Annotated in this window: 13 protein-coding genes; 7 read left to right on the top strand and 6 right to left on the bottom strand. The window is 72.0% G+C overall.

Going from position 1 to position 14080, the window contains the following annotated elements; all coding sequences use genetic code 11:
* Positions 1 to 20: 20 nt before the first annotated feature.
* Complete coding sequence (locus ACFYUZ_RS12720) at positions 21 to 758, top strand: prepilin peptidase (RefSeq protein WP_389308246.1); 738 nt, start codon at positions 21 to 23, stop codon at positions 756 to 758.
* Positions 759 to 1167: 409 nt separating this feature from the next.
* Here ACFYUZ_RS12720 and mgrA read toward each other — a convergent pair whose 3' ends face one another.
* Entirely contained in the window at positions 1168 to 2205 is a 1038-nt protein-coding gene (gene mgrA / locus ACFYUZ_RS12715; RefSeq protein ID WP_389308244.1) for an L-glyceraldehyde 3-phosphate reductase, read from the bottom strand.
* A gap of 111 nt (positions 2206 to 2316) precedes the next feature.
* On the opposite strand from mgrA, the gene ACFYUZ_RS12710 reads away from it, so the two are divergent.
* From ACFYUZ_RS12710 to ACFYUZ_RS12690, 5 genes are all read left to right on the top strand, one after another.
* Complete coding sequence (locus tag ACFYUZ_RS12710; RefSeq protein ID WP_389308242.1) at positions 2317 to 3078, top strand: isoprenyl transferase; 762 nt, start codon at positions 2317 to 2319, stop codon at positions 3076 to 3078.
* Between the two features lie 306 nt (positions 3079 to 3384).
* Positions 3385 to 4710: a PhoH family protein gene (locus ACFYUZ_RS12705; protein WP_389308240.1), complete on the top strand. Its 1326-nt coding sequence runs from the start codon at positions 3385 to 3387 to the stop codon at positions 4708 to 4710.
* A gap of 377 nt (positions 4711 to 5087) precedes the next feature.
* Entirely contained in the window at positions 5088 to 5798 is a 711-nt protein-coding gene (locus ACFYUZ_RS12700) for a transglycosylase SLT domain-containing protein (RefSeq protein WP_389308238.1), read from the top strand.
* Between the two features lie 164 nt (positions 5799 to 5962).
* Entirely contained in the window at positions 5963 to 7375 is a 1413-nt protein-coding gene (locus tag ACFYUZ_RS12695) for an AI-2E family transporter (protein ID WP_389308236.1), read from the top strand.
* A complete protein-coding gene (locus ACFYUZ_RS12690; RefSeq protein WP_389308234.1) occupies positions 7372 to 8058 on the top strand; it encodes a hypothetical protein in 687 nt (228 codons plus the stop codon). The genes ACFYUZ_RS12695 and ACFYUZ_RS12690 overlap by 4 nt, the downstream gene beginning before the upstream one ends.
* A gap of 52 nt (positions 8059 to 8110) precedes the next feature.
* On the opposite strand, the gene ACFYUZ_RS12685 is transcribed toward ACFYUZ_RS12690, so the two are convergent.
* Together ACFYUZ_RS12685 and ACFYUZ_RS12680 are read right to left on the bottom strand one after the other, a co-directional pair.
* A complete protein-coding gene (locus ACFYUZ_RS12685) occupies positions 8111 to 8644 on the bottom strand; it encodes an alkyl hydroperoxide reductase (RefSeq protein ID WP_389308232.1) in 534 nt (177 codons plus the stop codon).
* 13 nt (positions 8645 to 8657) lie between these two features.
* Positions 8658 to 9212, bottom strand: a complete 555-nt coding sequence (locus ACFYUZ_RS12680; protein WP_086831070.1) for a peroxiredoxin — start codon at positions 9210 to 9212, stop codon at positions 8658 to 8660.
* Positions 9213 to 9344: 132 nt separating this feature from the next.
* Here ACFYUZ_RS12680 and ACFYUZ_RS12675 point away from each other — a divergent pair, with 132 nt between their 5' ends.
* Positions 9345 to 10316, top strand: coding sequence for a hydrogen peroxide-inducible genes activator (locus ACFYUZ_RS12675; RefSeq protein ID WP_389308230.1), 972 nt, complete (start codon positions 9345 to 9347; stop codon positions 10314 to 10316).
* 66 nt (positions 10317 to 10382) lie between these two features.
* On the opposite strand, the gene ACFYUZ_RS12670 is transcribed toward ACFYUZ_RS12675, so the two are convergent.
* From ACFYUZ_RS12670 to ACFYUZ_RS12660, 3 genes are read right to left on the bottom strand one after another with little or no spacing between them, the layout of a single operon-like run.
* Complete coding sequence (locus tag ACFYUZ_RS12670) at positions 10383 to 12755, bottom strand: FtsX-like permease family protein (protein ID WP_389308228.1); 2373 nt, start codon at positions 12753 to 12755, stop codon at positions 10383 to 10385.
* Positions 12752 to 13435, bottom strand: a complete 684-nt coding sequence (locus ACFYUZ_RS12665) for an ABC transporter ATP-binding protein (RefSeq protein WP_389308226.1) — start codon at positions 13433 to 13435, stop codon at positions 12752 to 12754. The genes ACFYUZ_RS12670 and ACFYUZ_RS12665 overlap by 4 nt, the downstream gene beginning before the upstream one ends.
* A complete protein-coding gene (locus ACFYUZ_RS12660; protein ID WP_389308224.1) occupies positions 13432 to 13956 on the bottom strand; it encodes a PadR family transcriptional regulator in 525 nt (174 codons plus the stop codon). Before ACFYUZ_RS12660 ends, ACFYUZ_RS12665 begins: the two co-directional genes overlap by 4 nt.
* Between the last annotated feature and the right edge of the window lie 124 nt (positions 13957 to 14080).

The raw sequence follows: 14080 nt of genomic DNA, 5'->3' as shown, positions 1-14080 counted from the left end.
GGCCGCCTAGGGTCTCGTCCGTGTACGTCACGCTGATCGCCGTCGCCGCCCTGTGGGGGGCCGCCGTCGGGCTGCTCGTGCCCCGGGCGGCCTACCGGCTCGCCGTGGAACCGGGGGAGCCGTGGCGGGACCGCTGCCCCGCCGGGCACGTCCTGGCCGGGCCCGGGCGCGGCTGGCTCGGCGGTCCCGGGCGGCAGGGCTGCGCGACCACCGCGAGCCCGTTCGTCGCCCCGCTGCTCACCGCCCTGGTCTGTGCCGTGCTCGCCGCGGCCACCGGCGGGCCCCGGCCCGAGCTCGCGGTCTGGCTGCTCGGCGCGCCCTTCGCCGTCCTCCTCGCCTGTGTGGACGCGCGCGTGCACCGGCTCCCGGACGGCCTCACCCTGCCGCTCGCGGTCGCGGTCCCGCTGCTCCTCGGCGGCGCGGAACTCCTTCCGTACGACGCCGGGTCCTGGACGCAGGCGCTGCTCGGCGGGCTCGCCCTCGGCGGGGCCTATCTGGTGCTGTTCCTGATCAACCCGAGCGGGCTCGGCTTCGGCGACGTGAAGCTGGCGGTCCCCCTGGGCGCGGCCCTCGGCTGGTACGGCTGGGGCGTGCTCTTCGCCGGGGCCTTCGCGGGATTCCTCCTCGGCGCGGTGTACGGCCTGGGCATCGTCCTGCTGCGCCAGGCAGGGCGTTCCTCGGCGATCCCGTTCGGCCCCTTCATGCTGGGGGGCGGGCTGCTCGGCCTGCTCCTCGGCGCGTTCACCGCCCTGCCCTGAGGGCCGCCGCCGCACGGGGGCCGTCGCCGGTACGTACGGTCACGAGGCGGTCGCGCGGAGGGGGCGGGGCTCGCCGCCGCTGCCGCGAACCGTCGGCTGACCTGCCGGAAAGCCAGCCCGGCCGCTTCGTCGCGTCAACGCCGTGCCCGTGCCGGCCGGTCCCTCTTCGGAGGGACGGAACCCCGCCGCCACGCCGGGGCGCAAACCCGCCACGGGGCCTCGGAGCCCTTGTGCCGCTTGGGTTCCGGCGAATCCGGGGCGGTTCGTTCGGCGTACGTGGCGCGCAGGACGACTATCGAAGGGTTATGGTGGAAACCCCCCCTCGGGCCGGTCCGTATCCCCCCCACGGACCGGCCCGTTTTCTTGCCCCGGGCCGCTTGCGGGACCGGGGCGGGACGTGGGGCGACCGTCAGCCGCGACCGGCCCAGATGTTCGTGCCGGCGGTGTCGACGGCGAACGAGTCGATCTCCTTGAGCTCCTCGTCCGTGAGCGGCGCGCCCGCGAGCGCGGCCACGTTCTCCTCCAGCTGGGCGACGCTGGACGCGCCGATCAGCGCCGAGGTCATCCGCTCGTCCCGCAGCACCCACGACAGCGCCAGCTGGGCGAGGGACTGCCCGCGCCGCTCGGCGATGTCGGCGAGGCCGCGCAGGCGCCGCAGGACCTCCTCGGAGAGCAGGCCCGGGTCGAGGGACTTGCCCTGGGTGGCGCGCGAGCCCTCCGGGATGCCCTTCAGGTACTTGTTGGTGAGCAGGCCCTGGGCGAGCGGGACGAAGGAGATGCAGCCCATGCCGGCCGCCTCCAGGGTGTCCAGGAGGGCGTCCTCCTCGGTCCACCGGTTGATCATGGAGTACGAGGGCTGGTGGATGAGCGGACGGACGCCCATCTCCGTGAGGATCCGCGCGGCCTCGGCGGTCTGCTCGCTGTTGTACGAGGAGACGCCGACGTACAGCGCCTTGCCCTGCTGGACGGCGGAGGCCAGGGCCCCCATCGTCTCCTCCAGCGGGGTGTGCGGGTCGAAGCGGTGCGAGTAGAAGATGTCGACGTAGTCGAGGCCCATCCGGTTCAGGGAGGCGTCGAGCGAGGACAGCAGGTACTTGCGGGAGCCCCACTCGCCGTACGGCCCGGGGTGCATCAGGTACCCCGCCTTGGTGGAGACGATCAGCTCGTCCCGGTAGGGCGCGAAGTCCTGGGCGAAGATCTTGCCGAAGTTCAGCTCGGCGGAGCCGGGCGGCGGTCCGTAGTTGTTCGCCAGGTCGAAGTGGGTGACGCCGAGGTCGAAGGCGCGGCGCAGGATCGCGCGCTGGGAGTCGAGCGCGCGGTCGTCGCCGAAGTTGTGCCAGAGGCCGAGGGAGATCGCCGGCAGCTTGAGGCCGCTGCGGCCCGTGCGGCGGTACTCCATGGCGTCGTAACGGTCCGCGGAGGCGCGGTAGAGGGGGGAATCAGTCACGTATCTCTGCTTATCACGGACTTGTGACAGTCCCGGGCTGGGAGCTCGTCACCCCTCCGCAGTAGTGTGGCGGCTTCGGGGGGCCGACACTGCATGGAGGGGTAAAGAACAGTGAACCTGCGCGACCTGGTGTACGGGCTCTACGCACGCCGGGTGGAAGGCCGCCTCGACCACACCCAGGTGCCCAAGCACATCGGGGTCATCCTCGACGGGAACCGGCGCTGGGCCAAGGCGTCCGGCGGGACCCCCGAGCAGGGACACAAGGCCGGCGCGGACAAGATCCAGGAGCTGCTCGGCTGGTGTGCCGAGACGGACGTCGAGGTCGTCACGCTCTGGATGCTCTCCACGGACAACCTGAACCGCCCCGAGGAGCAGCTCGTCCCGCTGCTCGGCATCATCGAGAACGCGGTGCGCGCGCTGGCCGCCGACGGCCGCTGGCGGGTCCACCACGTCGGCACGATGGACCTGCTGCCCTCCCGCACCCAGACGGTGCTGAAGGAGGCCGAGGAGGCCACCCGCGGCAACACGGGGATACTCGTGAACGTCGCGGTGGGCTACGGCGGGCGTCAGGAGATCGCGGACGCGGTCCGCTCGCTGCTCCTGGAGCACGCGGAGCGGGGGACGAGCTTCGAGGAGCTCGCCGAGATCGTCGACGTCGAGCACATCTCGGAGCACCTGTACACGCGGGGTCAGCCCGACCCGGACCTGGTGATCCGCACCAGCGGCGAGCAGCGGCTGTCCGGTTTCATGCTGTGGCAGAGCGCCCACTCGGAGTACTACTTCTGCGAGGTCCACTGGCCTGCCTTCCGGAAGGTGGACTTCCTGCGCGCGCTGCGGGACTACGCGGCCCGGCACCGTCGTTACGGGACCTGACGGCCACGAGACCCCCTCCGGGCGATCCCGGTCGGAACCGATCACCTGGTGTTCATGAACACGTCGTCATATGCCATGGCATGGCAGAGGGTGTTCGAGGGCATATCCCTGTTGAAGTGAGCGGCACGGAGACCGCCACCCGGGAGGCCCCTTGCACCAGGACGACCGTGCGGGACAAGCACGGGAGAAGCGGAGGGCCGTGGTTCGGCCCGCGCATCGCGGCCTGAGCCCGGTCCCATTCCGCAGCGACACCGGTTCCGTCGCACCCCGACCTCACAGGGGTCTTCAGAGGGGGTCTGTCCTTCCGTGGTGACCAGCACGAAGCGCCGCCTTTCCGACCGGCGCACCTATGTTCTCGACACCAGCGTCCTGCTGGCCGACCCCAACGCCGTCTCGCGCTTCGAGGAGCACGAGGTGGTGCTCCCCATCGTCGTGGTGACGGAGCTTGAGGCCAAGCGGCACCATCCCGAACTCGGCTACTTCGCCCGGCAGGCGCTGCGCCTGCTCGACGACTTCCGGGTCCGGTACGGACGCCTCGACGCCCCGCTCCCCATCGGGGACCTGGGCGGCACCCTGCGTGTCGAACTCAACCACTCCGACCCCGGCGTCCTGCCCGCCGGGTACAGGTCGGGGGACAACGACTCACGGATCCTCGCGGTCGCGCGCAACCTCCAGGCGGAGGGGTACGACGTCACGGTCGTCTCCAAGGACCTGCCGCTGCGCATCAAGGCCTCCTCGGTCGGGCTCCTCGCCGAGGAGTACCGCGCCGAACTCGCCATCACGGACGCCAACGGCTGGACCGGGATGTCCGAGCTGGCCCTCTCCGGGGAGCAGGTGGACCTGCTCTACGACCAGGACTCGCTGTACGTGCCGGAGGCCGTGGAGCTCCCGGTCCACACGGGCCTGGTGCTCCAGTCCGAGCGCGGCAAGGCGCTCGGGCGGGTGACCTCCGAGGGGAACGTGCGGCTCGTCCGCGGCGACCGGGAGGCCTTCGGGCTCCGCGGCCGCAGCGCCGAGCAGCGGATCGCGCTCGACCTGCTGCTCGACCCGGACGTCGGCATCATCTCCATGGGCGGCCGGGCCGGCACCGGCAAGTCCGCGCTCGCGCTCTGCGCGGGCCTGGAGGCGGTCCTGGAGCGCCGTCAGCACCAGAAGGTGATGGTCTTCCGTCCGCTGTACGCGGTCGGCGGCCAGGAGCTGGGGTACCTGCCGGGCAGCGAGGCCGAGAAGATGAGCCCGTGGGCGCAGGCCGTCTTCGACACGCTGTCCTCGGTCGCGGGCCGGGAGGTCATCGAGGAGGTGCTCGGCCGAGGGATGCTGGAGGTCCTGCCGCTCACCCACATCCGGGGCCGCTCCCTCCACGACGCCTTCGTCATCGTGGACGAGGCCCAGTCCCTCGAGCGGAACGTCCTGCTGACCGTTCTGTCCCGTATCGGTGCGAATTCGCGGGTCGTGCTGACCCATGACGTCGCCCAGCGCGACAACCTCCGGGTCGGCCGGTACGACGGAGTCGTCGCCGTCATCGAGAAGCTGAAGGGGCATCCGCTCTTCGCCCACGTCACCCTCACCCGCTCCGAGCGCTCCCCGATCGCCGCGCTCGTGACCGAGATGCTGGAGGACGTCCAGATCTGACCGATTCGCACCCGTCCGTACGGGTAAGGAAGTTGACGCCGCCCGGCAGAGCGCAGGAGCTTAGCCGGGCGGCGTCGCGCTGTCGCCCCCATCCGCCAAATCCCGTGCGTCCACCCAGGTGTGAGCTTTCACACGCAACACGGAATTGCCTTGCGGTGTCGCCGTCCGGCAGAGTCTTGCTTCCGTCAGGCCCCGCATACGGCACACGTGCACCCTCAGGGGTGCGCACCGCACCACACAACTCCACAGCCGTCGTCGTATGCCGCCCACAGCACCACGGGCCCGTGTCTTCTGTGACCCCGTACGTCGGAGACCAGTGCCAGGGGCAAGATTTCGCCCGCGTGGTCACCTGTGCGGGCGTGCTGGAAGGAAACCGTGTGAGCCGGATCTCGGTCCGGGGATTCGCGGTGGCTTCGGCCACTGCGGTCACCACTGTCGGCGCCATCGCCGGTGTCGCCTCGGGCAACGCCGCTCAGCCCTCGGACGACAACTTCGAGGCCACCGCGGCCGACACCACGCTGCTCGCGGACATCCCCGCGGGCGAGCAGGCCCAGGTACAGGTCTCGTCCCTCTCGGAGCAGGCCGACGTCCAGGCCGCCGCCGCGGACGCCGCCGCGAAGAAGTCCGCGGAGGAGACGGCACGCCTCCGCGCCGCCAAGGACGCCGAGGCGAAGAAGGAGGCCGCCGACAAGGCGGCCGCCGAGGCCAAGGCCGAGAAGGAGCGCAAGGAGGCCGAGGAGCGCGCCAGCCGTTCCTCCATCCGCAGCTCCACGTCCTTCGCCGCGCAGGGTTCCTACAGCATCGCCGAGGTCCAGTCGATGGCCCGGCAGATGATGTCGGCCGACCAGTTCTCGTGCTTCAGCAACATCGTGGACCACGAGTCCGGCTGGAACTACCGCGCCACCAACCCGTCTTCGGGCGCCTACGGTCTCGTCCAGGCCCTCCCGGGCCACAAGATGGCCTCGGCCGGCGCCGACTGGCAGACCAACCCCGCCACCCAGATCAAGTGGGGCCTCAACTACATGGACGGCCGCTACGGCAGCCCGTGTGGCGCCTGGTCGTTCTGGCAGGCCAACCACTGGTACTAGGCCGCGTGGTCCGGGGGCGCCTCCGAACCCCCGGTGCCGGCATGCTCAACCTCCGGGAGCCCCTCACCGTCCTAAGGTGAGGGGCTTCCTGCGTGTAGGTTCGTAGGCCCCACGGGCTCCCGGGGGAGCGAGCGGGAAGAGTCGGCGGGGGGAAGAAGGAAGAGATGTCCAGAGTGCCAGGATGGCTGAGCCGGCTGGGCGAGAGCCTGAGCCGCATGGGTGAGCGCCTCGACGAGCGCCGGGCCGAGGCGGAACGGGACGATCCGCTCGGACCGCCGTACGGACCCCCTCGCGACGCCCCGAGCCCCGCACCCGTCCGGCCGGACGTCGACCCGGACACGGCCACGCCCCTTCCGGACCCCGAGGCCGCCACCGACCCGGGCCTCTCCGTCCCCGCGCCCCCCTCGTACGCCCCGGCCGTCGCCGCCCGCCCCGACCCCGTCGCCGCCATCCCCTGGGGCATGCGCGTGGCCGCCGAGGCGGGCTGGCGGCTGCTCGTCCTCGCCGGCACCGTCTGGGTGCTGATGAAGGTGATCAGCTCGGTGCAGCTGGTCGTCCTCGCCTTCGTCGCCGCGCTCCTCGTCACCGCCCTGCTCCAGCCCACCGTCGCCATGCTGCGCCGCAAGGGCCTGCCCCGGGGCCTCGCCACCGCCGTCACCGCCGTCTCCGGCTTCGTCGTCATGGGCCTGGTCGGCTGGTTCGTGGTCTGGCAGGTCATGGACAACGTCGACAACCTGTCCGACCGCGTCAAGGACGGCATCGAGGAGCTCAAGCACTGGCTGCTCGACAGTCCGTTCCACGTCACCGAGCAGCAGATCAACGACATCGCCAAGAACCTCAGCGAGGCCATCGGCGCCAACGCCGAGCAGATCACCTCCGCCGGACTCCAGGGCGTCACCGTCATCGTGGAGGCCATGACCGGCATCCTGCTGGCCATGTTCTGCACCCTCTTCCTGCTCTACGACGGGAAGAAGGTCTGGGAGTGGACGCTCAAGCTGGTGCCCGCCCAGGCCCGGCCCGGCGTCGCCGGCGCGGGACCGCGCGCCTGGCGCACCCTCACCGCCTACGTCCGCGGCACCGTCCTCGTCGCCCTCATCGACGCCGTCTTCATCGGCCTCGGGCTCTGGTTCCTGGAAGTCCCGATGGCCGTCCCGCTCGCCGTCTTCATCTTCCTCTTCGCCTTCATCCCGCTGGTCGGCGCGGTCATCTCCGGAGCCCTCGCCTGCGTCGTCGCCCTCGTCACCAACGGCGTGTTCACCGCCCTCATGGTGCTCGTCGTCGTGCTCGCCGTGCAGCAGATCGAAGGCCACGTCCTCCAGCCGTTCATCCTCGGCCGGGCCGTCCGCGTCCACCCCCTCGCCGTCGTCCTCGCCGTCGCCGCCGGCGGCCTCACCGCCGGGATCGGCGGCGCCGTCGTCGCCGTGCCGCTGGTCGCCGTCCTCAACACGGTGGTCGGCTACCTGCGCGCGTACAGCACCGAACAGGCCCTGCGCAGCACCCCGGAGCCGCGCGGCGCGACGGCCTTCGCGGTCGCGCCGGTCCCGGCCCCGGGCGCCGGCGCGGGGGAGGGCGAGTGATCTCGGAACCGGAGCTCGTGGGCGGCGAGGAGTTCGACGCTCCCGAGGTGCTCACCGACGTCCCGCCGCCCCGTCCGCCGCGCCCGCCCCGGGCCCGCCGCCCCTGGCTGTGGGCGCTCGGCGGCGCGGTGCTCGCCTCGGCGGTGTGGGGCGGCGGCCTCTACGCGTACCAGCAGCGGCAGGATCCGGGGCCCGACCTGGGCGGATACCGGGACGCCGAGGACTTCTGCCGCACGCTCCGGCTGAAGGCGCTCGAAGGCGTCCTGGGGAAGCCCGGGCAGGACGGCGACGGCGAGTCCATCAAGGACCCGGCCCTGTTCCGGGTCGGGTGCTCGATCACCTTCGGCCCCCCGGACGAGGGGTACAGCGCCTCGGTCACGTACACCCTGCACAAGGAGGCGGACCCCGGCCCCGAGTTCGCGCCGAAGAACAACCACGGCGGGACCATGCAGCCCGTCGACGGCCTGGGCGAGCAGGCCTTCTTCGAGCAGTCGGGGAACGAGGGGGCACAGCTGGTCGTCCTCGACGGGCAGGCGGAGTTCGAGCTCAGCATCTGGTCGCAGTACGACTACGACTCCAGCACGGGGCAGGCGACCGCGAACACCCGGGAGATCGACCTCTCCGGGATCGACGTCCCCATGACCCAGGACCTGCTGGCGCTGATGGAGGCGCTCAAGAAGTGACGGAAGGGCCCCGGGGCGCGAAGCCCCGGGGCCCTTCTCGTACGGCTCGGACCTACTCGGCGAGCACGGCCTCCGCGTCCAGCGTGACGCCGACCGCCTGGATCACCGCGGCGATCTTCACGGCCTCCTGGATCGTGGCGCGGTCGACACCGGCCTGGCGCAGGACCTGCTCGTGCGAGTCCAGGCACTGGCCGCAGCCGTTGATCGCGGAGACGGCCAGCGACCACAGCTCGAAGTCGACCTTCTCGACGCCCGGGTTGCCGATGACGTTCATCCGCAGACCGGCGCGCATCGTCCCGTACTCGGGGTCCGACAGCAGGTGCCGGGTCCGGTAGAAGACGTTGTTCATCGCCATGATCGCGGCGGCGGACTTGACGGCCTGGTACGCCTCGGGCTTCAGGTTCGCCTGGGCCTCCGGCTCCAGCTCCCTGAGCACCTTCGGCGAGCGCGAGGCGATCGCACAGGCGAGGACGGTGCCCCACAGCTGCTGCTGCGGAAGGTCGCTGTTGCCGATGACCGAACCGAGGTTCAGCTTCAGGTCCTTGGCGAAGTCCGGTATGGCGGACTTCAGTTCGTCGAGAGCCATGTCGGATCCGCCCTTACTCGCCGGCGAGGAGGGCGGCGGCGTCGAGGGTGCTCTCGCCCTTGTTCCAGTTGCACGGGCACAGCTCGTCGGTCTGCAGCGCGTCGAGGACCCGCAGGACCTCCTTGGGGTTACGGCCGACGGAGCCGGCGGTCACCATGGTGAACTGGATCTCGTTGTTCGGGTCGACGATGAAGACGGCGCGCTGGGCGAAGCCGTCCTCGCCGCGGACGCCGCAGTCGCTCATGAGCTCGTGCTTCGAGTCGGCCAGCATCGGGAAGGGCAGGTCACGCAGGTCGGCGTGGTCCTTGCGCCAGGCGTGGTGCACGAACTCGGAGTCGCCGGAGACGCCGAGGATCTGCGCGTCGCGGTCGGCGAACTCGTCGTTCAGCTTGCCGAAGGCGGCGATCTCGGTCGGGCAGACGAAGGTGAAGTCCTTCGGCCAGAAGAACACCACGCGCCACTTGCCCTCGTAGGACTTGTGGTCGATCTGCGCGAACTCCTTGCCGCTCTCCAGCGACACGCAGGCGGTCAGGTCGTAGGCGGGGAACTTGTCACCGACAGTGAGCACACGCTCTCCTTGCAGGCAGGAAGGGTCCCTTTTGGGGTCTTCCATGGGGGTTGGACGGCTCACAGCATGGCACGGAGTGCATTGATCAGTGAAATAGCTAGAGTGGGTCGTGTTGATCGAAGGTGGTTATCAGTGGCATCCCCGTACAGCCCCCCGCACGGCCCGCACCGAGGCAAACAGCCCAGCCTCTCCCAGCTCAGAGCCTTCGCGGCGGTCGCCGAGCATCTGCACTTCCGCGACGCGGCGGCCGCCATCGGGATGAGCCAGCCCGCCCTTTCGGGCGCGGTTTCGGCTCTCGAAGAGGCACTCGGTGTCCAGCTCCTCGAGCGTACGACGCGGAGGGTGCTGCTCTCGCCCGCGGGGGAGCGGCTCGCGGTCCGCGCCCGGACCGTCCTCGACGCGGTGGCGGAGCTGGTGGAGGAGGCGGAGGCCGCCCGGGCCCCCTTCACCGGCGTCCTGCGGCTCGGCGTGATCCCGACCGTCGCCCCCTATCTGCTGCCCACCGTCCTGCGGCTCGTCCACCGCCGCTGGCCCGAGCTCGACCTCCAGGTCCACGAGGAGCAGACCTCCTCGCTCCTGGAGGGACTCGCGGCCGGCCGGCTCGACCTGCTGCTGCTCGCCGTGCCGCTCGGAGTGCCCGGCGTCACCGAACTCCCCCTCTTCGACGAGGACTTCGTCCTGGTCGCCCCGGAGGGGCACCCGCTGGCCGGACGGGACGACATCCCGCGCGAGGCCCTCAAGGAGCTCCGGCTGCTGCTCCTCGACGAGGGGCACTGCCTGCGCGACCAGGCCCTCGACATCTGCCGGGAGGCCGGGCGCACCGAGGGCGCCGAGGTCACCACCACCGCCGCCGGACTCGCCACCCTGGTCCAGCTCGTCGCGGGCGGCCTCGGGGTGACCCTGCTGCCCCGCACCGCCGTGGCCGTCGAGACCGCCCGCAACCCCGCCCTGTGGACGGGGCGGTTCGCCGAACCGGCGCCCTCGCGGCGGATCGCCCTCGCGATGCGGACGGGCACGGCCCGGCACGCCGAGTTCGAGGAGCTCGCGGAGGCGCTGCGCGGGGCGATGAGCGGGCTCCCGGTGCGGGTGACCTCGTACGCGTGAGGGGCGGCGGTTCCCGACACCCCCCGGTGCCGGGAACCGCCGCCCCTCGTACACGCGATCGGCGGGTTACTCCGTGCGCAGCCCGTCCGCCCGCATCAGCCGCCACAGCACCGGCATGCTCAGCAGCGTCACGGCCGCGATCAGCCCGAGGCCGATCCCGACCACCGGCAGGAAGCTCCACCAGTCCTGGACGGGCTGCCCGCCCATCTTCAGGAGGACCACCCCGAGGCCGAGGCCGCCCGCCACGGACAGCGCGATGCCGAGGAGGATCGGCACCGCCGTCTGCCACAGCACCGACCAGCCCAGGGTCGAGCGCCGGGTGCCGAAGGCGACCAGCGAGGAGAGCAGCCGCTTGCGGTCCCTGAGCTGTTCCAGGGTCGCGACCAGCAGCGAGGCCGCCACCAGGAGCATCGTCAGGGTGGAGCCGACGAGGATGCCGGTGCGGACGCTGGAGAACGCCGCGTCCCGCTCGGTGTCCTTCAGGGTGCGCACCCAGGAGGTCGGGTCGATGGCGTCCGCCGTGTTCCGCACCCGGTCGGCGGCGTCCGGCACCGTCGGGTCGAGCCGGACCATGGCCACGGCCTCGGGCTCGTCGAGCGGGAGCGCGCCGATCGCCGACGGGGTCGCGAGGACGCCGTACTCGTACATGCCCGTCGGGTCGGGGCGGGAGTCGACGACCCTGGCCGTGGCGGGGATGCGCCACTGCGGCAGCGGGGTGCCCTTCGGGGGCTTCGGCGCGCTCGGGTGCGGATGCGGGTCGCGCAGGGCGACCGTGGCGCCGGGGCGGGCGGCCCTGGTGACGAACGTGTCGTCCGGGTTGCCCTGGGCGCCGTGCGCGAGGAAGACGAAGACGTCGCCGTCCGCGCAGGAGGGGAGGGTGGCGAACTCCCGGAGGGAGGCGCAGTCGCCGACCCGGAGCGAGACCATCGGGGAGAACTCCTCGCCCGCCTTCAGCGGTCCGGCTCGCCACACGTGCGATTCGACGACGCCGATCGCTCCGCTCACGCCCTCGGTCCGCTCGAAGCGGTCGATGATCCCGCGGGCCTCGGCCGCGGTCCCGGCGTCGGCGCCGATCGCGATCTGGGCGCGCGTGGTGTCCTCGCCGCTGATCCGCGTGAACTCGGTCTCCATGGCCTGGAAGAGCATCTGGAGCGCGATCGCCCCGGTCGCCGCGACGACGATGCCGCTGACCGCGCGGGCCGCGGTGCCGCTGCTCAACTGGAGCCTGCGGACCGCGAGCTGCCAGGCCACCGGTCCGCCGCGCAGCCGCTTCACGCCGGCCTCGACGAGCCACGGCAGCAGCGTGGTGAGGCCGACGAGGGCGAGCGTGGTGCCGGTCACGACGCCCACGGCGTCGATGCTGGTCTCCGACATCCGCACCTCGCCGACGAGCGGGACGAGGAAGGCCGCGCCGGCCGCGAGGAGCAGCAGCCGCCACCAGAGCCGGCGGCGCCGCGGGGCGGAGGTCCGCACGACGCCCAGCGGTTCGATCGCCACTCCGCGCAGGGCGAAGAGGGTGACCACGACCGAGGCGACCGGGACGACGGCGAGGACGAGCACGGCGAGGGCCGCCATCGGCACCACGTCGCCGGGATAGGCGTTGACGTCCCAGATGGTGAAGACGCCCGCGAACTGCCGGGCCGCCGCGAAGAGTCCGAGGCCCACGAGGAGCCCGAGCAGCGCGCCCGCGAGGGACTCGCCGGCCGCGATCCGCCGGGTCATGGCGGTGTCCGCGCCGATCAGCCGGAGCGCCGCGAGCCGCCGGTCGCGCTGCTCGCCGCCGAAGCGGACGGCGGTCGCGATGAAGACGAGCACCGGCAGGAGCAGGACGACGCAGGCGACGACGACGAGGAGGATCAGGAAGGCGTTCATCGGCTCCTCGGGCACCGACCAGCCGTAGCGCGTGCCGCGTCCGTCGAGGTTCTCGGCGCTGAGGAAGTCGACGTGGGCGACGTACCGCAGTTCGGCGGGGCCGATGAGTCCGGCCGGTCCGATCGTCCCGACGGTCCTGTAGGGGAGCCGCTCCTTGAGCAGGGCGCCCTCGGGGGAGTCGAGCAGTTCCCCGAGCGCGGGGGAGACCAGCATCTCGCCGGTCCCGGGGAACCTGTCCGCGCCCGGCGGGAGCGGGGGCGCGTCGCCCTCGGGGCGCAGCAGCAGTCCGCTGATGACGTCGTCCCGGTAGACGGTGTTCCGGGTGAGGTGGAGAAAGGAGTCGGGGCGGGCGGAGGTGACCTGTTCGCTGCCGTCGACGGCCCGGACCGACTCCCGCACCTCCCGCTGGAAGAGCATGTTCGGGAAGGAGGCGGCGAGCAGCAGCAGGGCGACGCCGAAGCCGACGCCGGTCGCGGTCAGCAGGGTGCGCAGCAGGCCGGAGCGGCCGCCGGTGACCGCGAACCGGGCGCCGAGCGTCAGGTCGCGGGCCCAGGTGCCGAGGCTCATGCGGCCCACTCCGCGTCCCGTACCGAGCCGTCCCGTACGACGACCTCGCGGTCGGAGTAGGCGGCGACCCGGGCCTCGTGGGTGACGAGGACGACGGCGGCGGCGGTGTCCCGGGAGGCGTCGGTGAGGAGCCGCATGACCCGCTCGCCGTTGAGGGAGTCGAGCGCGCCGGTCGGCTCGTCGGCGAAGATCACGCGCGGGGCGGTGACGAGCGCACGGGCGACGGCGACCCGCTGGCCCTGCCCGCCGGATATCTCGCCGGGGCGCTTGTCCGCGACGGTGTCGACCTCCAGGCGGGCGAGCCACTCGGCGGCCCTGGCCTCGGCGGCCTTCCGCTTCTCTCCGTTCAGCCGGAGGGGGAGGGCGACGTTCTCGACGCAGGTCAGTTCGGGGACGAGCTGGCCGAACTGGAAGACGAAGCCGAAGTCGGTGCGGCGCAGGGAGCTGCGGGCGCCGTCGGAGAGCGCGGTGAGTTCGCGTCCGTCGTAGGTGATGGTGCCGGCGTCGGGACGGACGATCCCGGCCAGGCAGTGGAGGAGCGTGGACTTGCCGGAGCCGGAGGGGCCCATGACGGCGACGACCTCGCCGGCCCGCAGGGCGAAGTCGGCGCCGGCGAGCGCCGGGGTCGGGCCGTAGGCCTTGTCCAGGCCGGTGGCGCGGAGCAGCGGGACGGAGTTCATCGGCGGACCTCCTCGGCGAGCGCGTCGAGGCGGGCGGCGGTCAGTTCCAGCCAGCGCAGGTCCGCTTCGAGGTGGAAGAGGGCGTGGTCGCAGATGAGCTGGTCGGCGAGGTCGCCGTCGCGCTTGCGCCGGGTGAGCTCGCGCATCAGGCGCAGGTGCTCGGCGCGCTGGGTGTCGAGGATCTCCCCGGCGCCGCGGCCGGTGAGCAGGGCCAGGACGACCTTGGTGTAGAGCGTGGACTGGAGGTACGGCTCGGGCTTCTCGGGGGTGGCGAGCCACTGGGCGACATCGGTGATGCCGGCCTCGGTGATGGCGTACCGCTTCCGCTCGGGGCCGCCGCCGGCCTCGATGCCGTCGACGACGACGAGGCCGTTCTTCAGGAGCCGGGACATGGTCGAGTAGACCTGGCCGTAGTGGAGCGGCCGGTCCTGGCCGAACTTCTCGTCGAAGGCGCGCTTGAGGTCGTAGCCGTGGCGCGGTCCGGACTCCAGGAGCCCGAGGAGGGTGTGACCGATGGACATGCGGCCCACTGTACACGGTGTGTATACGCGCAATGTATAGCCGGAGCGCGCGCCCCGCGGGTGCCGAGGCGCCCCCGAGGGGTCACTAAACGGAACCATCCCCTCACGCAACCATCCGGGCCGC

It is taken from the genome of Streptomyces sp. NPDC004266 (assembly GCF_042874095.1).
In the GTDB taxonomy this organism is placed as follows: Bacteria; Actinomycetota; Actinomycetes; order Streptomycetales; family Streptomycetaceae; genus Streptomyces.
This window is presented reverse-complemented; position numbering and strand designations above follow the sequence as displayed.